A 23200-nucleotide genomic window follows, 5' to 3' on the forward strand; every position below is an offset into this window, starting at 1 on the left:
AAATTGGAAGTATCAAATATGGCAGATTTCATGCCTGAAATAGATTCGGGAAGTTATAGTTTGAAAACATTAGCCGATATTATGTCAGACCATCAATTAATGGAAAAGCTTATCTTTTTAGTTAAAAAGGTGTATGAACAAATCCATTTGGCAAACCCTGTAGCGAAAATGAGTTTAGATAGATGGAAAAATTTGATTTTAGCGGATGATGTTATAACAGATGGAAGTTATATTTATGTAAATGCCGACCACAATGAAATTATGGCATATTCTTTTCTGCATGAATCTGAAGATACAGAAACCCTGGAACTTGGCTGGTGTGGGGCAGTCGACAATCAAAGGATAAGTTTGATTCCACAGCTAGTAATCCAGCAAATTGCATATATAGATAATCACGGATATAAGTATATGGAAGGTGAATTTGATACTACAAGTGAGTATGCAATGGAAGTATTTCGAACAATTTCTTTTCCACCAACTGTTTTATTGATTACATTACAAAAAAGATAATATGATTAATAAAAAGGGAGGTTACAGAATGGAGCAGGATGAAAGATATAAAAGAGCAAAAAAAAGAGTGGAAAACCTAAAGGCTTTTTATTCACATTTAACTGTTTTTATCCTGGTAAACATCATGCTTTTTACGATTAATATGTTGAATGATCCGGGACATTGGTGGTTTATTTATCCGCTGGGTGGTTGGGGTATTGGGCTGGCAGCACATGCTCTATCCGTTTTTTCTTTTGGCTTTTTTGGATCAGAGTGGGAGGAAAAGAAAATTAGGGAGTACATGGAGAAAGATAAAAGAAATTGATCGAAAATGTGGATTCAGTATTGGCTTCTGTTTGGTAGGTGAAGTATTTTTAGTATAACTGTACTTTGCTGAAAACAGGAAAAGTTAGGAAATAGGTCAGTTCTCTAAGTTGAGGGTAACTTGAATAATCACTGCAGGAAGTTGAGAGAAAACCCCACTATAATTTACTTTCTCTCAACATGTACCAAGTGTCTCTAAACTTTGCCGATTTATCTCTTAAGTCTCATCCAATACCTCTCGATTTTCCACTTGAATTATAGGACTACCTCATAGAGATGGCCATAAATTTGAATTACACACAGGAATATCGTTGGAATGTCTGAACTACTATAGACAGAATAAGGCTCTTGCGCATTTTACGATATGCACCATTTTCCAAGGTATAGGATCATTTAAATATAATTACAGTCACTTTAGAACTACATCGTTTTATGTGTAAGAGTACAGGCAAAATCTCGTATGGAATTTTATAATTAGAGAATGGGTTGATTAGATGAAGTATTTTTCAAATGTTATATTAATAATTTTATCATTGCTTGTGGCCTGTTCAAATGAAGCTAAGAGCGATGCTATTATCAACGAAGCTGTGCTGACGGATTTTGAAAATAACCTGATTGAAATTACAGGTGAACAATCCTTTGTATATGATATTAAGGTAAATAATGATGAGGTAAAAGAAATTTATTTATCTGTAGATTACTACGAGGCTGGAATATTTATCGATAATTTATCAGAGTTTAGCTTGGTAATTACAGAAGCAGATCGTGCAGATACAATAAGGGCACTTGTAAAAAGAGACATATTTGAAACAAAGGAGAAATGGCTTTCTTTCGTGATGACGAGTAATGGTAACGGCAGTACTGAATTAGTAAACGATATCTCGGAAAGGGAATTAACTGACACTGCCTGGGGAGGACTGACAGCAGAAATACCATTGCACATTGATGAAAAAAGAGTGATTGCATCAATGGTGCAATCAAATAAGCAAGGCGTTGCAGTATATAACAATATTGAAACAGAAGATGATTTAAAAAAAGCAACAGACTATGAGCATGTTTATATTATTTCAATTACATTGAAATAAAGTATTTTGCTATTAGGTTAGATTATTTAAAGTAAATCAGATACTACAGAGTCCTTCTTCTTGCTGTATATTGGAAAAAAATAGCTACTCTTCGTTCGAAAGCCAATAGACAAAATATTTATTTTTGCTATACTTGAGTTAGAATTCATACATATTAACAACTTAGATTTAGATTTTCCTTTAACTATAATTAAATATGCGAAAAATAGGTCGATTTTTAAATCGTGAAAAGGGAAGTCGGTGCAAATCCGACGCGGTCCCGCCACTGTATATGTGAGTTTTCTATTCATTAAGCCACTGTTTTAAAATGGGAAGGCGATAGAAAACGATGAACTGAGCCAGGAGACCTGCCTGTTTTTTACGCCAATTTATAAACCTACGAGGATAGGGGAGGTGGCTTACAGTGGTTATTTGTCATGGTTAATTATGATACATAACTGGTATTTCATGTACATCTCTTTATTGGTAGAGATGTTTTTTTATTGCAAAAATTCTATTTGGAGGTAGGAGAATGATTCAAAGTAGTAGATTGCAAAAAATAGTTATGATTGTTATGGCGGCAATTCTATTATACTCACAAGCTGGGCTGTATGGACTGCAATCGGTAAGCGCAGCAAGTTTGGATAATGCTGTTACTGTCTCAGCTATCAAAGAAGATGGAAAAGAAGTATTAAAACCTATGGCAATAGAAATTTCAGATGGAGATACTGTATTTGATGTGTTAGAAAAAGCTGATGAAGAACTGAAGTCAGAATCCTATGGAGATCTAGGAGAGCTTATAACTGGTATCGGTGGAATAAATGCAGATCCTGAAGTAAATTTCTGGTCATTTTATGTTAATGGATTACTCCAGGAGATGGGTGTTAGCTCTACTAAAGCTACTAATGGGGACAATATCCAATTTATCCTGACTACGCTTGGAAAATCTCCTTCAACTGTTTCTGTCACTGTCTCTGCAGTGGATGCCAATGGAGAAGGAGTCATAGAAGAACAGGTTGTCTCTATGCCACAGCATACAACAGCCTATGACGCACTGCATAAAGCTGCTGCAGATCAGGGTGTAGAGGTTAATGTTATAGTTGATTCTGAGCATTTAACATATCTAAACTATTTAGGTCAACCATTAGAACGAGATTGTGAATATTGGTCCACTTATATGAATGGTGAAATGACGAATACAGGATTACTCGGTCATTCACTACAAGAAGGTGATACGTTAGAACTTGTGGTGGATGATTGGTGTGAACCTGAGGAACCAATTGAAGAAGAGGATAAAAAAGAAGAGCCTTCAGTAGAGGAAGACAAAGATGAAACAGAAAAACCTCCAGCAGAAGAAAAAGACGGTGACGAAGATAATAACGATGTCACAATAGACTATAAAGAAGCATTACAGGCTGTTAGCGATTATATCATAGCGAATCCAGGCGAAATGGATTGGTATGGGTTTTCCGCACTTCATACCGCAAAAGAAACTATTTCAACTAAAATGGCTGATGATTTAGCTTCATCAATCACAGTTGATTATTCAGGAAATGCTACAGGGATTGCTAAAGATATCCTCATTTTGACTTCTGCTGGCTATGATGCAACAGATGTGAATGGGGTTAATCTAGTAAACAAATTAATGAATGAAAAAATGCCTTTGAGTAACCAGCTCGTTTATAGTTTGTTAGCTATCGATAGTGGAGATTATCCTATCCCAGAAGGTACGGAATGGACTAGAGCTAGTTTAATAGAAAAGATTCTTGATATAGAAGTAAATGCTGGTGGCTGGTCACTCTTTGGTGATACACCTAGCCCGGATATTACTGGTATGGCACTATTAGCTTTAAGTTCATACAAAGATCAAGCGAAAGTAAAGGATGCGCTCGATCGTGCAGTAGCTGTAATGTCAACACAACAAGGTGAAAAAGGCGGCTATGACGTGGCCTTCCATGGAGGATATTCAGCTGAATCTGCTGCTATGGTAATTATAGGATTATCTGCTGTTGGTGTCGATGCAACGAGTGATGCCTTTACAAAATCAGCAGGTAACTTATTGGAGCATTTCCTTGGTTTCCAAATGGAAGATGGCAGCTTTAAACACTTAATGGAGGATGAAATTTCAAGTGTTTTTGCAATCAATCAAGGTGCCTTAGCGTTAGTTGCTTACGATAAATTTCAAAACGGAACTGGTCCGGTGTTTAAATTCAAGAATAAAGAAGCACCTAAAGAACCTGAAGCACCTGAAGCACCTAAAGAACCTGAAGCACCTGAAGCACCTAAAGAACCTGAGGAACCTGAGGAAAATCCAAAAGATGACAATAAAGACAAGGACGACGGTACAGGTGAACCAAAAGAACAACCAGTAGAAGACCCTAATGAAGATGGAAATGGGGATAAAAATACGATAACACCACCACCGTCAAAAAATAAGGATTCCGATAAGGATGGAAAGAAACTACCAAAAACAGCTACAAATATGTTTAATCTACTAGCACTAGGTTTTATTTTAATTGCAGCTGGTATTGTACTCATTATTAAGCGAAGAAATAAAGCAATCGAGTAATTTGTATTGATGGATAATCTGCTCGGTTAATAGCAGATTATCCTCCCTTTTTTTACAAATACCAAGAAATCAGGAAAAAAGTATAAGTGCAGGCTTTATACTTTTTTCCATTATGGCTTGCACCTCAAAGTACATGGGTTTCTAAGAAAGCAAAAATAGCTTACAAGTATTCCTTTAACAATAAGCCAAGTTTTCTAGTAGAAAGGAAGTTTTATTATGAAGCATCTATTTCGGCTGGCAGTTATCATGTTTTCTTTCTTTATTCTTGTTGCATGTGGCGAGCAGGCTGAACCTCAGGTAAAACATGTATCCGATATAGCAACATCGGCCACCTCTATAGAAAAAAAAGAGTTACCTAAGGATAGCTCAATTGAGGAGGAGCAAGATGAATCAGATGATACAGATGACACAGAAACCGTTCAAGAAAATAGGGATGACAAAAATGAAGAAGTCACAGTTGCTGATTCATCACAAGATCAACAGGATAAGAGAAATAGCAACACAACCGATGATAATCGTCTAGCGGGTGAATCATCAAATTCGAATCAGTCGTCTGCTACGCCCAATAAGCACAAGGAAAAATCAACTAATTCATCATCAACAAATAAATCACCTGCAGCTGATGATAAAGATTCAAGTAAATCCAATCAAACAACGAAACCTAAGCAAGATTCCAAGCCGAAACCGAAAGACGAAGAAAAATCACCAGCCCCAACTCCAAAAAATACAGTTAAAGTGTCTGTTGAAAGCCCTAGTGATTTGAATGGTCCCAATTTAGCACCTACAGAGGTTGAAATAACTGATGGAGAAACCGCTTTTGCTGCTACGTTACGCGTGTTGAATAGGAAAGGGATAAGCGTTGATTACACTGGGTCAGGGGCAACTGCTTATGTAAAAAGTATTGGTGGTCTAGGAGAATTTGATGCAGGTCCTCTTAGTGGCTGGAACATATATGTTGAAGGTGTGCTTATCCCTAGAAGTGCGGATGCCTATGAAGTCTATAATGGCTATAAAATCCATTGGAAATATACTAAGAATTACTTGGAAAATTGAGGGATGTAAATGCTCAGAGGGTTTCGATCCTTTCACCCATTTTTATTACTACTCTATTATATCGTTATCATTGCTGGTCTCATGTTAAATCAGCATCCGTTTTTCTTAATAGCAGCATTTATTTCAATTGTTTTCGTTAATCTAATACTCGATAAAGGGGTCGAGCTGAATAAATGGAAATACATGATTATATTTTTGAGTTTGTTTGTATTTTTGTTTACCCCCATTTTTAATCAGCAAGGGAACATTGTGTTATTTAAAGTTTTTTCGCAAACAGTTTATTTAGAAGCGGTAATACAGGGCTTCATGATTGCCCTTACCTTGTCTGGAATAGTAGCAATATTTACGACCTTTAATATTGTCATTCCATCAGATAAGTTTCTTTATTTGTTTTCAAAAGTCTTTCCTAAATGGACCATGATTTTAATCTTGGCGCTTCGTTTTATACCCTTATTTCGGAAACGACTTGCTGACATTCAAGATGTGCAAGAATTGAAAGGTGTTTCTATGAAGGATGGAAAGCTACGTAAAAAAGCGGAAAATGGCATGCTCTTTATGCAAATTTTATTAACCTATTCTCTGGAAGAAGCAATACAAACAGCTGATTCCATGTCTGCCAGAGGCTATGGATTACAAAAAAGAAGCAAATACGATAGCTATTCCTGGAAGCGTCGGGACAGCTTTATGCTGCTTTATATCATCGCTTTTAGTCTGCTAATGATAGTGGGATGGCGATTAAATGAAAGTGTGCTAACTTTAACACCAATCTTAGAACCTATTATGCTTAAAGGAAATAGTTGGATCTTTCTTATGGGTTGGAGTTTACTCGTTAGTTTACCAATTTGGACAGAAGGTAAGGAGGTCATAAAATGGAGCTTCTATCAGCGAAACATATAAATTTCATCTATCCAAAGTCCTCTGTTCAAGCTTTAACAAATATTGACTTTAGTGTAAATGAAGGTGACTTTGTTGTTCTATGTGGCCCCTCTGGAAGCGGAAAGTCGACACTCGTTCGTTTATTTAAACAGGAATTGAATCTTCATGGGAAAAGAAGTGGAGAAATTAGTTATAAAGGCATTTCGCTTAAGGATAGCGACCCTTTCATCTTAGCAAAAGAAATTGGGATGGTGTTTCAAGATCCGGAAAACCAAATTGTGATGGGAACTGTGATGGAAGAATTGCTTTTTGGTATGGAGAACTTAGGTTTTTCATCGAATGAGATGCGAATAAAAATAGCAGAAATTGTTCATTATTTTGGTTTTAATCATTTATTACATCAGAGTACGAGTGAACTATCAGGTGGAGAAAAGCAACAAATTAATCTTGCTTCTGTATTATTGCTTAATCCGAAGATATTACTATTAGATGAACCTACAGCACAATTGGATCCTATAGCAGCTAAGGATTTTATACATTTATTAAAAGAATTAAATGATGAGTTTGGAATTACGATTATCATTGTGGAGCACCGATTAAATGAATTATTTTCAATTGCCAATCGGATTGTCATGCTTGAGGATGGACAGATTACGTTGGATGCAGAACCTCGGGATGCAATTAAGCTATTATGTTCAACAATGGATGCATATTTACCAGAAGCGTCCCGGCTATATCTAGCATTGATGGAAATGACAGAAGCTTCTCTCATTCCATTCAATGTGAAGGAAGCAAAGCAATGGTTGAATGGGATGGATATTGCGCTAAGTGAAAAGAAACATGAACAATCATCATCCGTAAAAAAGCCACTTCTTGAATTAAAGGAAATTGACTTTTGTTATACGAAACATTCGAAGCTTGTATTGAATAATTTATCATTATTTGTTCAGGAAGGAGAATGGTTAGCAATTCTTGGAGGTAACGGGTCAGGAAAATCGACAATACTTAAGATAATTGCTGGACTCATAAGGCCCCAGCACGGCAGGCTGAAATATAAAGGGAAGAAAATAAACAAGATGGATCAATCCCTTATCGGCTATTTACCACAAAATCCGAAGCTATATTTTTTACATGAAACCTTGCTAGAAGAATATGAGGCATTAGGAAAAAAGCATGGTAAATCTAACGCAGAAATGCTTGCCTTAGTAAGGGAATTTCAAATGGAATCTTTATTACATCACCATCCATACGATTTAAGTGGTGGTGAACTACAGAGAGCGGTCTTGGTCGGTATTTTAATTGGCAGCCCAGAATTACTGGTATTAGATGAACCAACAAAAGGTATCGATCCAGCATTTAAAGATGAGTTCGCCCAAATTATTCAAGCTGTAAGAAAATCAAGTGTGACTGTTGTGATGGTGACACATGATATCGAATTTGCAGCGAAGCATGTAACGAGGTGTAGTATGATGTTTCAGGGCGATATAATTGTTACAGAAAGTACGGCTGCTTTTTTTAAAGAAAACAATTATTACACGACAATGATTAACCGGATTACTAAGGAAAGTCATGTTCCAACCGTCGTTACAGTTGAGGAGGCAAAAGAACTTTGGCAAATGAAAAAGGAATTACGCTCATCGGTGTAGCAATCTTCTTTCTATTATTGATCTTTTTTCCGGATTTAATTATCGAACATTATTTATTAATTAGTATTTTGTTCATAATTGCGGTCTTGCTGCCATCGATTATTCGATTTTTAAGAAAGAAAATGTCGAGCAGAGAAATGGTAATGCTAGCGGTTTTAGCAGCTATTGCAGGGGTTTCGCGTATTCCATTTGCGCCTATTCCCAGTGTGCAACCGACTACATTTGTTATTATTGCTTCAGCGATTGCATTAGGTCCTAAAAGTGGATTGGTCATTGGAGCTTCCGCTGCACTTGTCTCTAATATGATACTGGGACAAGGACCGTGGACACCATGGCAAATGATGGCATGGGGGATGGCTGGCTTCGCTGCTGGTTTACTCGCAAAAACATTCTTCATGCGAACGATGACCTGGCGATTGATTTATGGATTTATAACTGGGTTTATTTTTGGTTGGGTAATGAACCTTTGGATTCTCTTTAGTGGCTTTGGAGAGCTTACGTGGGGAACCTTTATCGTCTTAAATACATCGAGTTTCTATTTCGATTTAGCCCACGCTTTATCGAATGTCTTTTTCCTCTTATTATTTAGTACGATATGGATAAAAATCTTGCACCGTTTTAAGGAAAAATATGGCGTCTTTTTGGATGAAGGCTAAATAAGATTTAACTCATCATCCATTTAGTAAGGAAAACATAAAGTAATTATTTAATAAGATGTCAATTCGCCTTCAGCTTTTATTACTGTTCTGAAAGCTTTATTTTCAATAAGAATATGTCACTTTATAATAATTTACATTAAATTTCTAAAAAACCCTTTGAAGCGTCATGCTCCTTTAAAGGGTTTTTAGTATTTATTTAGAAGGAAGCAAATATAAACGAAATCAGCTTTTTCTCCGATTTCTTCAAATCTGACTTCTGGTCTCTGACCTCTGGAAAGACGCTTTAGCGTTTTTCACAATTCTCATTTCTATTAAAAGTGCGCTATAGGTTGTTTTTCTCCTCATCAAGTCTTAAGTATTTCTAAACTTTTTTCAATTGATAAGAAAGTGGTTTTTTAGTAACGACTCTTTTTTAGAGCATCTTACACTTTATCTATTGATCTATTCATTATTTATCTACTACTGGATATGCATATGCTACAAATCGGTCGGGTGCACTTCCTATATAGCTAAATGGATAACAGGTGGAGACAACAAGGACTTCTTCTCCCATTTGCCCCACTACGGATGTATCGTCTTCTGGTACGATTCGAGTTTGGCGAATTTCGTATTCATAGTCACCATAAGGCATCTGAACGATGAAAATGTCGCCTATTTCAAGTTCCCCAAAATTCCGAAATACAGTATCACGATGTCCGGATAACACGATTTGCTCATCTTGTCCGGGATAGGCAGTTTCATTCATATGCCCGACGCCTTTGGATAATGCATCTTCATCGGCACCTTCCACGATGGCGAGTGTTTTTTCTAATTTTGGTATTTCTAAAGTAGCGAATGCTTGCATATGTTCAGCAGTATATGATTGTACTGTATCTATATCATTAGTCTGCTGAGAAGTTGCTTTTTGCGATCTACTAATACTTTCCTGAGCCTCTGCTAAGGATTTGTCTTGATCCATTTCATGTGAGATGTAATCATATCCGAAGAAGCCAATTAAAAGAAGTCCAATTGTAATAAAAATCGTTCCAACAATCTTCATTTTAATCCCCTTTCTTGAAAAAATAGAATGGTAATTTACCCAAATAAGTAGTTTTAATATTTTTTGGAAATTTCTCTGATCCCATAAGACCAAAGATTTCCGAAGTTGAATTCTTTATATATAATGTGAACAATGATCTCTCAAGTTCAATTGTATTGTATTAATGATATATAATCAAAGCAAATAACAAAATGATTTGGATTTGGGTACAATGTGCTATTTAGGTAAAAGGTTATTAAAAGGATGAGGATACAATTCTTATTATGCTTAAAGGTCAATTTATAGTAAAATGAAGGAAAGTTGAAGAATCACATATATTTGATGCAAATCATGAAGCGAAAATAAGAAAGTTTATTCTCCTTGGAGCTATTGCTGATAATTTTCAGGATTGGTTTGATGTCTATCAATCTAGATTGGATCGTGCTAGAAGTTTTTTTGAAATGAGGAAAGGCAGATGAGAGTATTATTGGAGTTATTTCGAATTATAATAATTTTAGCGTTACTTGGCGGATTGAGTTGGTTTATTTTAAGTCAGCTTTATTCCGATAATATGGCTTCGGATGATTATCAATGGCTTGGAGCAATTGGTATATATCTGATCCTTTTTGTGCTTTACCGCAATAAACTGCAATTTTCTGGATGGTATCAAGGAAATGGAAGAACTAAACTATCAAGGAAGGTTACACGAGTGCTGATGGCAATCGCAGCATTGCTGATTGCTGCTCCTTTCTTTATATAAATTTTCTGCTGGGGATATGCAGAATAGGAGAGATACTATGTTAAGCGCAGCAATCCAATTAAGTGAATAAGAAGAAAATGAAGAGGCAAGAAAGATGTTGTTTAATATCCTCATAATAAGGAATAATAAAAACAACCAAATTCCTATATGATGGAGGATTGCATAATGGGAAGATTGATAAGAAGACTGATAAGATATGGACCAATTATTTACCCAATTGTAAAGAAGTTTTTGAATAAACGAAGGCAAAAAAAGAGTTTAAGGAAATGAGTTTGCACATGGTATTTCTTATTGGAAATACCATGTGTTTTTATTTTCAATCGTACATTTTTAAAAATTGGAAAGTTGTGTTAATTGGAAAAAAATAGTATGATAGTCTTGCAGAAATGTACATAGGGGCGGTGGATAACATACGTGTATTTACAGTGGGGGCAGCAGTTTTTATCGTATTGTTCTTATTTCCTGTTAGTTGTGTAATGGCCACCACAGTTATTCAATTGGAAGAAGGGCAGGAAAATTATCCTTTAGGCCCTGTTATGGAACTGCTGGAGGATAAGGATGGCACATGGGATATTAAGGATGTGGCGAGTGGAGCGCTCGACGACCATTTTTTTCATTATGATGGTAATGTTCCCAGCTATGGCTATAAGTCATCAACTTACTGGATTCGTTTGACCCTTGATAATAAATCTTCCATAGACGAATGGCTGTTGGAAGTTGCATATCCTCCACATGATTTAGTGAGTCTTTATACGTCGACAACAGATGGTGGATTTCATTTAAGTGAAACGGGAGATTTACTGCCTTTTTCGACGAGGGATTTTCCCCATCGAAATTTTGTCTTTGAACTAATGGTTCCACCAGGAGAGGTGATAACATATTTTTTAAGAGTTAAAAGTGATGGATCGATGCAATTACCGGTAACACTTTGGTCAGAGAAGGAATTTCAGCAAAAAAGTATACTGGAGTATATGCTTTTAGGTCTTTATTTTGGATTCGGACTTATTATGATTATTTATAACCTTTTTTTGTATGGTTCGCTTCGGGTATCCAGTTATCTATGGTACGTCCTATTTATCTTTTCCATTATGCTTGTTCACTTTACGTTAAATGGACTATCTTATCAATACATATGGCCGGACATGAGCTGGTGGAATAATCGAGCCATCTTGTTTTTTATGGCAGGTACGAATATCACTGCATTACTTTTCACAAAATCATTTCTTAATACAAAGGTATTTACACCAAAGGCAAATAAGCTGATCAATTGGTATATTTGCTTACAACCGATATTAATCGGTGTTTTGTTGGTTCATTATGAGACGGCACTAAATTTAATTATGGTGGAAACGATTGGTGTGATTGGTATTGTGATCACAGTGGCAGTATTGTCCTGGAAAAAAGGCTATCACCCAGCAAAATATTTCTTTTTCGGATGGATAATCTTTTTGATTGGTGTTGCGATCAGTTCTTTTGCTGATATGGGGTTGTTACCCATTATATTTGTTACGAAATATGCATCACAAATGGGTTCTGGAGTAGAGATTATACTATTTTCCCTCGCACTGGCAGAAAAAATCAAGCGCTTACGTTTGGATAAAGAAACTGCTGAACAGAATGCAATCAAAAGCCAAAAGCTTGCTGTCGAACATTTAAAACAAGCCAATCAGGTTAAAGACGAATTTTTAGCAAATACCTCTCATGAATTAAGAACACCATTGCATGGTATCATTGGAATTGCCGAATTATTACTCAACAGGCAAGGATTGGATAAACAAGTTAAGCATCATCTTTCCTTAATTATTTCCAGTGGGAGCAGACTTTCACATTTAATTAATGATCTGCTGGATGCGTCAAAGCTGAAATATAACGGGATAGAGTTGGAAATTGATCCAGTCCATTTAAAAGAATTAGCTGATGTTACGATTGCAGTTTCTTCATCGATAGTAACTAAACCGATTACGATTAAAAATCTGATTCCTGATACGCTCCCCCCTGTAGCTGCTGACAAAAATCGGCTTCAGCAAATTATGTATAATTTAATCGGAAACGCATTGAAGTATACGGATATGGGAGAGATTGTCCTGTCAGCAGAGATAGAGGAGAAAAAAATAACCGTATCGATTAAAGACACAGGGATAGGTATTTCGGAAAACGATCTAAAAGACATATTTGATAGCTTTAAAAGAGGAACAAATTCATCAGATAGATTCACTGTTGGTACTGGATTAGGGTTAAGTATTACGAAACAGTTGGTAGAATTGCATGGTGGAGAGATAAGGATTCACTCCATACTTGGAGAGGGAACAATCGTATCTTTTTCCATTCCAATTTATGAAGGAACCAAACAATTTACCCAGCAAATTTTTAAGAACCCATTATCAGTTCCGTCAGCTGAGAAAAGTAACGATGAAATTGCAGCATATGCCAGTAGCGAAAAATCCGATGGAAAAATTCTGATTGCGGATGATGAATCGATAAATGTTCATGTCTTATTAAACCATTTGTCTATTACCGGATATGAACTTGCGGTAGCGAATGACGGACAACAAGTGTTGGAACATCTTGCTGAGGATTCGTTTGATCTTGTGATCTTGGATGTGATGTTGCCAAAACAATCAGGTTTTGATGTTGCAAAGAAGATAAGGGAACAATTTTCACTAACTGAGCTGCCCATTTTAATGCTAACAGCTCGGTCTGAGTTGGAGGATATCATAACAGCCTTTGATGCTGGAGCAAATGATTATTTAACCAAGCCATGCTCTAAAGAAGAATTGCTGGCACGTGTCAGGACGCTTCTATCATTAAAGTTGGCTATGGAAGAGGTGGTCACTGTAAACAATGAGCTCAATGATTTGAATCACTCACTGGAAGGACAGGTCATGAAACGTACGGAAGAATTGGAATTAAAGACAGATCAGCTAACGAGAATGGAAAAAGCAAGAAGACAACTGATGTCCAATATCTCTCATGAACTAGGGACACCGATGACATCTGTCCGGGGGTATGTAAAAGCAATGATTGATGGTGTAGTCCGGGGGGATGATCAGAATTACTTACGCGTTGTGTATCAAAAGGTATTGGTCATTGATCGACTAATTCATGATTTGTATGAACTCTCGAGGCTTGAAGCAAGACAAGTTAGCTTTAGATGGAGTCAATATCCTGTAGGTGCGTTAATATCAACTCTTTTTACTAAATATGAGATGGATGTGAAGGCCCATGGCATTCATTTCTCGATTCATAACCATTTACAAAAATCAGAAAATGAAGAAATTCTCACGGTTGATCTGGATAGAATAGATCAAGTACTAAACAACCTTATTTTTAATGCAATTCAATACACGAAGAAGTTCGGTCTCATTGAAATTGATATTAAGAAAATGAATGTGCTGCCAGAATTACCGTCATTCCAACAAACTGGGGAGGGTTCTTTTTTGCAGATAAGTATAAGGGATAATGGTATGGGGATATCTACTGAAGCGATTCCACATATTTTTGAGCGTTTTTATCGGGAAGAACAAGCACGTACTGGAAAGGGTACAAATACAGGTTTAGGGCTTTCGATTACAAAGGAAATTATAGAATGCCACCAAGGTCATATATGGGTCGAAAGTAAAATCGGCCAAGGAAGTATATTTCATTTTATTCTCCCGCTTGATTCGGAAAAACTGGAGGGGATCAGTCTTGAAGAATGAAAAAGTACTAATTGTTGAGGATGATGCTGAAATTCGGCATTTGATACAGCTTTATTTAGAAAAAGAATATCAAGTAATCTTGGCAGGCAATGGAAAAGAGGCACTCGAAGCAGTTAAGCTGGATTCACCAGATGTTATTCTTCTGGATATTCTCCTGCCTGGAAAAGATGGGTTGGAAGTTTGTAGGGAAATTCGAACATTTAATGTGGATGTTCCGATAATATTTTTGAGCTCAAGAAGAGAATATGAAGATCGGATTTTCGGACTGGAAGCTGGTGCTGATGATTATATTACAAAGCCTTTTGATCCGGGTGAGGTTCTTGCGAGAGTAAGGGCACATTTAAGAAGGAAAGAGATTTCGGCAAGACATTTTGATGCGAACCAGACCGTTCGACGATTTGGTAATTTAGAAATTAATATGGATAATTATACGGTTCATCGCAGTGGTGAACCGATTCAATTATATACAAAGGAAATGCAACTCCTATTTTTCTTGATTAAAAACCCAAATCGAGTATTTTCGATTGAACAACTTTATGATCAAATTTGGGGTGAGGATAAATTTGGTGATTATACAACTGTAAAAGTCCATATTAGTAACCTCAGAAAAAAAATAGAAAAATCGCCGGAAAATCCCTCATTTATTAAGACCGTCAGAGGTTTTGGCTATAAATTTACTACGAAAAATTAAGCTATTACAATGATATTAAAGACATGTTCAACTTCTTTTCAGCAGGAGACTTTAGCATGAAATGGGGATTTAAATATTCTGTGTAAGTTGGCTCCTGTTTGATTTAGCAAAATCATTTAGACAGCTGCTGTAATTTATCGTATAATTGACTGAAAAAATTCATTATCACCATAGGGGAGTTAGAGAAATGGATGAAATGATAGAAATTCAAAATGTTTCATGGAAAAGACAAAAGGAAACAATCCTCTCGAATGTAAACTGGGAAGTGACAAAAGGTCAGCACTGGGCTGTACTTGGTCTAAATGGCTCCGGCAAAACGACGCTGCTTAATATAATTAATGGTTATCTTTGGCCAACGACTGGTGAAGTCAGGGTACTTGGGAAACAATTCGGTAAAACGGATCTTAGAGAATTAAGGAAATCTATCGGCTGGGTCAGCTCTTCATTTCAAGAGAGGATTAAGGAAACAGATTTAACCGAAAATATTGTTGTGAGTGGCAAATATGCCTCAATTGGATTGTACGAGCGTCCCACAGAAATGGATTATCAAAAAGCATCGGAAATCATGGAACAGCTTGGCTGTAGTAACTTAGCGGGGCGATCGTATCAAACATGTTCCCAAGGAGAAAAACAAAGGGTTCTGATTGCACGTGGATTAATGAGTTCACCGGATTTGCTTATATTGGATGAACCATGTAATGGACTCGACTTTATTGCCAGGGAAGATTTATTGGCTGTAATAAGTGATCTGGCAAATCAGGAAAATACTCCAACAATTATATATGTCACACATCATATTGAAGAAATTCTGCCTATATTTACACATACGCTCTTATTGCGTGAGGGAAAAGTATTTGATAATGGTGAAAATCAAAATGTGTTAACAAGCGACTGTTTATCACATTTTTTTGCTAAACCTGTTCAATTAAAATGGCATAAAAATCGACCCTGGATGACACTCTTGGATGAATTATGACAGTTATTTTGGCGAAGATTATCATTATAAGAGGTTGTTCAAAAGGTTCAGTAACAATGACACTTCGGGATAGGGGATCTTCAACTAATTACCGACACGTCCCGGGACTGCACCGAAGCTCGCTCCACCGAGAACCTTGGGACTGCGCTAAAGTTCATCCCATCGAAAACCACTGTGTCGAACGTCGAGGTAACCACATCACACGAGAAGTTTGTATGTTTCTTTTTTGTTTGCTTGGAAAAGAAAACACTTTTCCTGCGTGTTAGAATGTTACCTCACGTATTAATTGTATACGTTCCGGTACGGGGATCTACGCTGCTTCGAACTTCTCGATCCTTTATATTCTCTTTTTTGAAAACGCAAAAATAAAAGGCTGCTCAATTTGAATAGAACAGCCTTTAATCAGTGCTTATCTCCTGTATTCCTTTTCCGTTCCATTCGAGAATTCAATTTCAAGCTCAACGTTTTTGGCGTCATCGGGAATGTTGAATGCTTCCGTTACGGTATTCAGTACTTCATCATCTGCGGTATTTTCATCAAATTCAAAGTTGGAAAATAGTTTATCAAGTTCTTTCATCGCCGCATTACCCTTAAGGTTGATGTTTTGTGATTTATCTTCATACGTTGCTTCTGTCTCATCTTTGTCCTGATCATAGTTAATGTCAATGGTATCACTTGTATCATTAAAATCTGCTTCAAGATCAAAACCGGCAAATAAATAATTCGCATTTGTAGTATTATTTTCAGTATTGCCCCCATCGTTATTCGTGTCTTGCTGTATTTGCTCATTTGCATTTTGCGGTGGGTTCGTTACTTCATCATCATCTCCACATGCTGCAATTATAAATACTGTTATCAAAAGTGGAATCATCCATTTAAACTTGTTCATTATTTGAGATCTCTCCCATCCATCGTATTAATTGTAAATATTATTTCCTTTGGCAAAAATTTTAAACATAGCAGCTTCAAAAATATTGTGCGAAGTTTACGCTTTGAATAATCGTAGCCCTCTATTGTTGAGTTATAGCTTTGATTCCAATTAAGTAGTGGAATTTATTTATCGTGCTGTTAGTTGTGCTACCTGAAAAAATGGTTCAATACATTTTGCGGGGAAGGTTGGATCAGTTGGTTTATTCGGAACCGGTATAATAAGTATTTATAGAAACAAACCTATTATTTTCTCTGTACTTTGTGAAAGATCCAAAAAAATTAAGAATAGGCGGACATTAAACTTTTCAAGACAAGTTGTTAGTGGTATGATTACTAATTGTTTCTATCTCACAGAATGAAGTAGGGAATTATCATTCTGCAGTAAAGTAAATATGGGCTGCGGTGAGAAATATGTAATGGCTTGATAAGGAAAGAAGGAATACAATGGATAATAATAAAGTCCAGCCCCAAGAGGTGAAGGAAATTAATAAAGTTCCTCTTATTATTGTTCTGATTTCCGGAGCATTTGTTGCTATATTAAATCAGACACTTTTAGGAACTGCTCTGCCCCATATCATGCGTGATTTGAAGGTGGATGAAAATACGGTTCAATGGCTTCAGTCTATTTTCATGTTAGTTAATGGAATTATGATTCCAATCACTGCATTTTTTATTGAACGATTTACAACAAGAGGTCTATTTCTCACAGCGATGAGTATTTTTGGATTGGGTACAATAATTTGTGCTGTAGCTCCGGATTTTAGCTTTTTATTAGCAGGTAGGGTCCTGCAGGCTGCAGGTGCCGGAATCCTTATGCCACTAATGCAAACCCTTATGTTTCTTATATTTCCGATTGAAAAACGCGGATCAGCGATGGGGATGTTCGGTTTGGTCATTGCCTTTGCTCCCGCTATAGGACCAACGTTATCCGGTTGGCTTGTGGAACATTTTCCGTGGAGAAGTTTATTTTATGTCATTCTGCCAATCGTTATTATTGATATTGTGGTTGCTTATTTCATATTAAAGAATATCACGAAAAGAACATTTCCCAAGGTGGATATTCTGTCAATTATCTTATCCACATTAGGATTTGGTGGTTTGCTATACGGATTCAGTACAGCCGGAAGCAGTGGTTGGGTAAGTAGTCATGTTGTCATATCGATGATCATTGGTTCGATTACATTGGCCTGGTTTATCCTCAGACAGTTGAAATTGAAACAGCCAATTCTTGAATTTCGCGTATTTAAATATTCGATTTTCACATTAACTACTGCTCTTGGAATGACAGTGTTTATGGCACTGATTGGAACTGCTATCATCATACCAATATTTATGCAGAATATGCTTGGTTTTTCTGCTGTAGAATCCGGCTTGGCCTTAATGCCAGGTGCAATCATAATGGGTCTGATGAACCCTGTGACAGGAAGATTATTTGATAAATTTGGTGCTAGATGGTTGTCAATTATTGGACTGGCGATTTTAGTTGTAACTACATTTATGTTTGCTGTATTTACTAGTGATACGACTTTCACGTATATTGCTGTTGTTAATTCCGTTAGAATGCTCGGTATGGCGATGGTGATGATGCCTGTCACAACAGCTGGCCTGAATCAGCTGCCAACCAATTTAATACCACATGGAACAGCGATGAATAATACAATGCGTCAGATGGCGGGTGCTGTTGGAACCGCATTGCTAGTTACGTTAATGACGAACAATGCTATTTTGTCTGAGGGAGTCGAAGGAGCAATTCATGGGGTGAATGTATCCTTCTTTGTAGCTGGTATATTTGCAGTTATTGGACTTGTAATGTCGTTCTTTATTAAAAATTCCCGTCCAGGTATGGAGGATATTCACTAGAATTTAAAATACAAGTAAAATGATCTCCAATCCGGTGGTTGGAGATTTTTTTAATGCAATCGTCTGCGGACTTAATAGATACCCTTCTGTCACGGGTCAACCATATATGATCATATGTTATCAAGGGTTAACCTAAAGACAGGAGGAAAAAGGATGTATTCAAATTATCCATATATGCATCATACAAACTGGTTTGTAAATTATCCCTATTGGCAGCATTCATATGCCAGGCAGTACTATAATAATTCAATGTTATTCGATATCACTGAACGTCAGCAATCTGTTAATGGTCAGGCAACATGGACAGAGGGAGGACAGGTTACACAGTGTGGGATTCCTTGGTCAGATAATCAGTATATGACTGCAGCTGTTGGCATTAATTCCCCTTATCAATGTGGACAGACACTTAAAATAAGGAATCTCTCCATACCTGGACAAAGGGAGGTACTGGTAACGGTGGTTGATAAAGTTCCAGGCTACCCAGCAAATAGAATTAATCTCCATCGCAGAGCATTTGAAGCACTTGGTTCAAACCCAAGTGTTGGGGTTATCAATGTAACGATTACACCTTCGCCGGAATTAGAGGAGCAGAAATGGGGGAAATATTTGCTAGAAATTGCACAAACAGCTTATCCAAATTATGATGTTACGGAGTATGACAAAGTGGAGGAAAGTCAACTATCCGAAACCCAAACTCAGGAAGTATATGAATATCTACTTGCCTCCCCTCAAGGTGATATTAGAGTAAGGGGAACCGTTATTTATGACACGGAAACTGACCGGGTTATTTCGTTTGATCTAATGGAAGCGTGAATAATTAAGAAGCGGTACAGCCTGTTCGTGATATCGAGCACTGTATCGTTTTATTATCGCCGCTCACCGGACGATAAATCTGTTCACCGGGCGATAAATCCATTCTCCTGGCGATATCGCCGCACACCGGACGATAAATCTGTTCACCGGGCGATAAATCCATTCTCCGGACGATATCGCCGCTCACCGGACGATAAATCTGTTCACCGGGCGATAAATCCATTCTCCGGACGATATCGCCGCACACCGGACGATAAATAGGTTCACCGGGCGATAAATCCATTCTCCGGACGATAAATCCATTCTCCTGGCGATATCCACGTTTTCCGGACGATATCCAAGCTCTCCCGATGATATATTCGTTTACCCAGTTTACCGATAGCCTATATCCTGATCTGCAGTAATCTCATTTAGATATCTCTGACTACTAAGACAATGAATCCGTTTCTCCCTTCTGGACTGCTTATTTTATGCGCATAAAATGTTGAAATGTTATACTTGAAATAAAAAAGGAATAATAGATATGACAAAAGATAATTATTTTAATGAAAATTCCCATGAGAGATCAAATCAAACTTTATCAAAAATTTTGGCAGCAACAATTAAAACAGGTATCATCAAATCCAATTTAATTCCAATGCTCGCAGGGTTAACATTAGCTTTATATACATACCAGATTGATTTAATCGATAAGGTTCCAGAAATTTTATTTGCTTTGATTGGTTCTATCTTAGTAATTGGTGCAGCAGGAGCTTATAATAACGTATATGATCGTGATATAGATACTATTATGGAGAGAACAAAAAACAGACCAACAGTAACAGGAGAAATAAAGATCAAAACTGTATTGTGGCTTGCTTTGTTCATGGCAGTGCTTGGAATAGCTTCGCTTGCATTGACAACCAAATTAGCAGCATTATTAGGATTTTTAGGTTTATTTTTTTATGTTGTCCCATATACGATGTGGAGTAAAAGAAGGACAGTTTATAATACCGAGATTGGAAGTATTTCCGGAGCTATGCCACCCCTGATTGGATGGGCAGCTATTTATCCGGATATTACCCATCCAGCTATTCTTGGTCTGTTTGTTATTACAATTATTTGGCAAATGCCACATTTTTATGCCATAGCTATTCGCAGACATGACGAGTATAAGGCAGCTAAGGTTCCAATGCTTCCGGTAGTGAAGGGTGTTAGAAGAACGTATATACAAACAAATATATATTTAGTCATTTTAATTGCAATTAGCTTTCTGTTTGGCTCTTTAAGTCTTGGATTGATGTTAGTGGCACTTCTTCTAAGCATTGTTTGGCTTGTTCTAAGTATGTATGGGTATAATAAAATGGATTCAGTGAAATGGGCAAAATCAATGTTTGTTTATTCACTTCTTCATATGACTGTTCTATTTTCGACTGTAATTATTTATTCACTTATGGGTATTTTCTTTGATTTATGAAATAGCTTAGCCAGTAAATGCTTAAGGTTAATCTCTATAAAAGAGATTGTTCAAAAAATCCGGTAATTGACACATCGATGTTTTTATTTGGCTTGCTTTTGGGTTCCTTGGATAGGAAAAATACTTTTCCTGCAAGCGAGAACATTTTCTCACTTATTAATTACATACGTTCCGCTACAGGGAGCTATGCCGTCTAGAACTCCTCGGTCCTTTTTATCACGCATTAACGGGCTGTAATCACCCACCTCTAAGCGTGAGAAATCCCAAACGTGAAGGTGGGGGATAAAAACAGCCCGTAAATTTCCTGATTCTGTTCAAGGGCCTTTAGGTCATATCATGAGGTACTAACATTCAGTGGGGGAGGAAGGGAACCCCCCCACTGAATGAAGTTTCACTTTATTCTCCTTCTTAAACACGCACTTAAAGAAGGATATTCAGGAAAAAAACAGAAGTAATATAATATGGATAAGATAATTTATCATCTAAATTGGAGGCGCTTGTTATGATAACGATTGAAGATTTTACAAAGCTGGATATCCGTATCGGTACTGTGTTGAATGCGGAGGCTTTTCCGGAAGCAAGAAAACCCGCAATTAAATTAAAAATTGATTTTGGGGAAATTGGCATTAAAAACTCATCAGCACAAATTACACGAAGATATGAACCCGGGCAGCTTATTGGTCGCCAAGTTGTTGGGGTAGTAAATTTTCCCCCAATGCGTGTTGCAGGTTTCAAATCGGAAGTACTGGTAATTGGAGGTGTACAGGAGGAAGGTGACGTGGTGCTTTTAAGACCGGATGAAACTGTTGAAAATGGTACACCAATCTCTTGATTTCTTGTAGAACTTAGCCCATATCCTCAGCACAATATGATAGGATTATTATATTGTAACGAATTATTAAACAAATGATAATAAAGGATTAAGGAGATGAACCACATGAGTCTTTTTGAAGAATTAGAGAAAGCGTTATCACCTGAGCGTGTAACCAAAAACGATACAATTCTGGAATTACATAGTAAAGATGAATCCTATCATACCCCATATTTACCTGATGTCGTAGTATTTCCTGAAAACAGGGAAGAAGTAAGCGAGATTATGAAACTGGCAAAAAAATACGAGACTGTTGTTGTACCGTTTGGTCTAGGATCAAGTCTTGAAGGAAATATGATTCCCTATGAACAGGGGATAATGATTGATTTTTCCATGATGAATAAAATTTTGGAGGTTAGAGCAGAGGATTTCCTTGTTAAGGTACAGCCTGGTGTTACAAGGACACAGCTGGATAAGGCATTGAAAAAGCATGGGTTATTTTTCTCTGTAGACCCAGGTGCAGATGCGACACTTGGCGGGATGGCTGCGACGAATGCAAGCGGAACCACTTCCGTAAAGTATGGAATCATGCGGGATAATGTTCGTGATTTGGAGGTTGTTCTTGCAGATGGTACAGTTTTTCATACCGGGAGTTTAGCTGCAAAGTCCTCATCCGGATATCATCTAAATGGTATTTTCATAGGGTCTGAGGGAACATTGGGATGTTTTACAGAATTAACGTTAAAAGTTTACGGTATACCTGAACATACAACGGCGGGAAGAGCAGCTTTTAGTTCGATTGATGACGCAGTCGATGCGGTTATTGGTATACTTCAGGCAGGCATTCCTATTGCACGGGTTGAATTGGTTGATGAACAGTCAATGAAACAGATCAATTGGTATAGCGAAACAGAATATGCGGAAGTGCCAACATTATTTTTGGAATTTCACGGGAATGAAGCAGGCCTTAAGCAGGACGTGAATTTCACACGTGAAATTGTAAGTGATTTTAACTGTAAGGAGCTTATTTTTGAAACCGATACAGCCGCACGAAACCGCCTGTGGGACGCACGACACAATGCAGCATATGCATATATTCATGGGAACCCCGGTAAAAGGCAAATGGTAACAGATGTCTGTCTGCCAATCTCAGAACTTGCAGGAGCTATTAAGGATGCTAGATCCGCTGTAGAAGCTTCAGGACTGGTGGGAGGAATTGTCGGGCATGTTGGTGATGGCAATTATCATATCTTATTAATGATTGATGTAAATAATCCATCAGATATAGCAAAAGCCAATCAGGTGAATGAACAAATCGTGGGTTATGCACTTGCCAGAGGTGGCACCTGTACGGGGGAGCACGGTGTTGGTGTCGGAAAAAAGAAATATCAGCAACAGGAACACGGACCTGCGCTTGATGTTATGCGAAAGATAAAAGCTGCCTTGGATCCCGCTGGTATGCTTAATCCTGGAAAAGTTATTGATCTGGATTAAATGAGGAGACAAA

At 37.2% G+C, this 23200-nt stretch carries 21 protein-coding genes and 1 riboswitch; of the genes, 18 read left to right on the forward strand and 3 right to left on the reverse strand.

The genetic code is table 11. From position 1 onward, the window contains the following. Positions 1-3: 3 nt before the first annotated feature. The 8 genes from AC6HVZ_RS14365 to AC6HVZ_RS14400 all read left to right on the forward strand — a co-directional run bounded on the left by AC6HVZ_RS14365 (position 4) and on the right by AC6HVZ_RS14400 (position 8677). Positions 4-510, forward strand: coding sequence for a hypothetical protein (locus AC6HVZ_RS14365; protein ID WP_497558864.1), 507 nt, complete (start codon positions 4-6; stop codon positions 508-510). Between the two features lie 28 nt (positions 511-538). Next, the gene (locus AC6HVZ_RS14370; protein WP_497558865.1) at positions 539-814 is read left to right on the forward strand and encodes a 2TM domain-containing protein; all 276 of its coding nucleotides are present in this window, start codon (positions 539-541) and stop codon (positions 812-814) included. A gap of 493 nt (positions 815-1307) precedes the next feature. Next, complete coding sequence (locus AC6HVZ_RS14375; RefSeq protein WP_497558866.1) at positions 1308-1898, forward strand: YgaN family protein; 591 nt, start codon at positions 1308-1310, stop codon at positions 1896-1898. A 190-nt stretch (positions 1899-2088) separates the two neighbouring features. Further along, a riboswitch (cobalamin riboswitch) is annotated at positions 2089-2267 on the forward strand. A 142-nt stretch (positions 2268-2409) separates the two neighbouring features. Next, positions 2410-4446 carry a DUF4430 domain-containing protein gene (locus AC6HVZ_RS14380; protein ID WP_497558867.1) on the forward strand — a complete coding sequence of 679 codons (2037 nt, stop codon included), beginning with the start codon at positions 2410-2412 and terminating at the stop codon, positions 4444-4446. A 216-nt stretch (positions 4447-4662) separates the two neighbouring features. Continuing rightward, positions 4663-5499 (forward strand): DUF4430 domain-containing protein, encoded by an 837-nt coding sequence (locus AC6HVZ_RS14385; protein ID WP_497558868.1) that lies wholly within the window; start codon positions 4663-4665, stop codon positions 5497-5499. A 9-nt stretch (positions 5500-5508) separates the two neighbouring features. Next, the gene (locus AC6HVZ_RS14390; protein WP_497558869.1) at positions 5509-6396 is read left to right on the forward strand and encodes an energy-coupling factor transporter transmembrane component T; all 888 of its coding nucleotides are present in this window, start codon (positions 5509-5511) and stop codon (positions 6394-6396) included. Then, complete coding sequence (locus tag AC6HVZ_RS14395) at positions 6369-8021, forward strand: ABC transporter ATP-binding protein (RefSeq protein WP_497558870.1); 1653 nt, start codon at positions 6369-6371, stop codon at positions 8019-8021. Before AC6HVZ_RS14390 ends, AC6HVZ_RS14395 begins: the two co-directional genes overlap by 28 nt. Before the next feature lie 2 nt (positions 8022-8023). Beyond that, the gene (locus AC6HVZ_RS14400; RefSeq protein ID WP_497558905.1) at positions 8024-8677 is read left to right on the forward strand and encodes an ECF transporter S component; all 654 of its coding nucleotides are present in this window, start codon (positions 8024-8026) and stop codon (positions 8675-8677) included. 451 nt (positions 8678-9128) lie between these two features. Here the strand turns inward: AC6HVZ_RS14400 and srtD are convergent, their stop codons facing one another. Further along, positions 9129-9719, reverse strand: a complete 591-nt coding sequence (gene srtD, locus AC6HVZ_RS14405) for a class D sortase, LPxTATN-specific (protein WP_497558871.1) — start codon at positions 9717-9719, stop codon at positions 9129-9131. Between the two features lie 454 nt (positions 9720-10173). Between srtD and AC6HVZ_RS14410 the strand changes: the two genes are divergently transcribed. From AC6HVZ_RS14410 to AC6HVZ_RS14430, 5 genes are all read left to right on the forward strand, one after another. Next, the gene (locus AC6HVZ_RS14410; protein WP_497558872.1) at positions 10174-10458 is read left to right on the forward strand and encodes a hypothetical protein; all 285 of its coding nucleotides are present in this window, start codon (positions 10174-10176) and stop codon (positions 10456-10458) included. Positions 10459-10623: 165 nt separating this feature from the next. After that, positions 10624-10728 (forward strand): small protein YxzF, encoded by a 105-nt coding sequence (yxzF, locus tag AC6HVZ_RS14415; protein WP_497558873.1) that lies wholly within the window; start codon positions 10624-10626, stop codon positions 10726-10728. A 155-nt stretch (positions 10729-10883) separates the two neighbouring features. After that, on the forward strand, positions 10884-14156 hold the full coding sequence (locus tag AC6HVZ_RS14420) for an ATP-binding protein (protein WP_497558874.1): 3273 nt from the start codon (positions 10884-10886) through the stop codon (positions 14154-14156). After that, positions 14146-14847, forward strand: a complete 702-nt coding sequence (locus tag AC6HVZ_RS14425; protein WP_497558875.1) for a response regulator transcription factor — start codon at positions 14146-14148, stop codon at positions 14845-14847. The genes AC6HVZ_RS14420 and AC6HVZ_RS14425 overlap by 11 nt, the downstream gene beginning before the upstream one ends. Before the next feature lie 187 nt (positions 14848-15034). Next, positions 15035-15823 (forward strand): ABC transporter ATP-binding protein, encoded by a 789-nt coding sequence (locus AC6HVZ_RS14430; protein WP_497558876.1) that lies wholly within the window; start codon positions 15035-15037, stop codon positions 15821-15823. Positions 15824-16232: 409 nt separating this feature from the next. Here the strand turns inward: AC6HVZ_RS14430 and AC6HVZ_RS14435 are convergent, their stop codons facing one another. After that, positions 16233-16712 (reverse strand): YusW family protein, encoded by a 480-nt coding sequence (locus AC6HVZ_RS14435; protein WP_497558877.1) that lies wholly within the window; start codon positions 16710-16712, stop codon positions 16233-16235. A 485-nt stretch (positions 16713-17197) separates the two neighbouring features. Between AC6HVZ_RS14435 and AC6HVZ_RS14440 the strand changes: the two genes are divergently transcribed. Together AC6HVZ_RS14440 and AC6HVZ_RS14445 are read left to right on the forward strand one after the other, a co-directional pair. Further along, the gene (locus AC6HVZ_RS14440; RefSeq protein ID WP_497558878.1) at positions 17198-18613 is read left to right on the forward strand and encodes an MDR family MFS transporter; all 1416 of its coding nucleotides are present in this window, start codon (positions 17198-17200) and stop codon (positions 18611-18613) included. Between the two features lie 153 nt (positions 18614-18766). Beyond that, positions 18767-19426 (forward strand): DUF3889 domain-containing protein, encoded by a 660-nt coding sequence (locus AC6HVZ_RS14445; RefSeq protein ID WP_497558879.1) that lies wholly within the window; start codon positions 18767-18769, stop codon positions 19424-19426. Between the two features lie 4 nt (positions 19427-19430). Here AC6HVZ_RS14445 and AC6HVZ_RS14450 read toward each other — a convergent pair whose 3' ends face one another. After that, the gene (locus AC6HVZ_RS14450; RefSeq protein ID WP_497558880.1) at positions 19431-19709 is read right to left on the reverse strand and encodes a hypothetical protein; all 279 of its coding nucleotides are present in this window, start codon (positions 19707-19709) and stop codon (positions 19431-19433) included. A gap of 240 nt (positions 19710-19949) precedes the next feature. On the opposite strand from AC6HVZ_RS14450, the gene cyoE reads away from it, so the two are divergent. The 3 genes from cyoE to AC6HVZ_RS14465 all read left to right on the forward strand — a co-directional run bounded on the left by cyoE (position 19950) and on the right by AC6HVZ_RS14465 (position 23187). Further along, a complete protein-coding gene (gene cyoE, locus AC6HVZ_RS14455; RefSeq protein WP_497558881.1) occupies positions 19950-20882 on the forward strand; it encodes a heme o synthase in 933 nt (310 codons plus the stop codon). 502 nt (positions 20883-21384) lie between these two features. After that, positions 21385-21714, forward strand: a complete 330-nt coding sequence (gene csaA, locus AC6HVZ_RS14460) for a chaperone CsaA (protein ID WP_497558882.1) — start codon at positions 21385-21387, stop codon at positions 21712-21714. Between the two features lie 105 nt (positions 21715-21819). Next, positions 21820-23187 (forward strand): FAD-binding oxidoreductase, encoded by a 1368-nt coding sequence (locus AC6HVZ_RS14465; RefSeq protein WP_497558883.1) that lies wholly within the window; start codon positions 21820-21822, stop codon positions 23185-23187. Positions 23188-23200: the final 13 nt, after the last annotated feature.

Source organism: Oceanobacillus sp. NCCP-135, assembly GCF_059698015.1.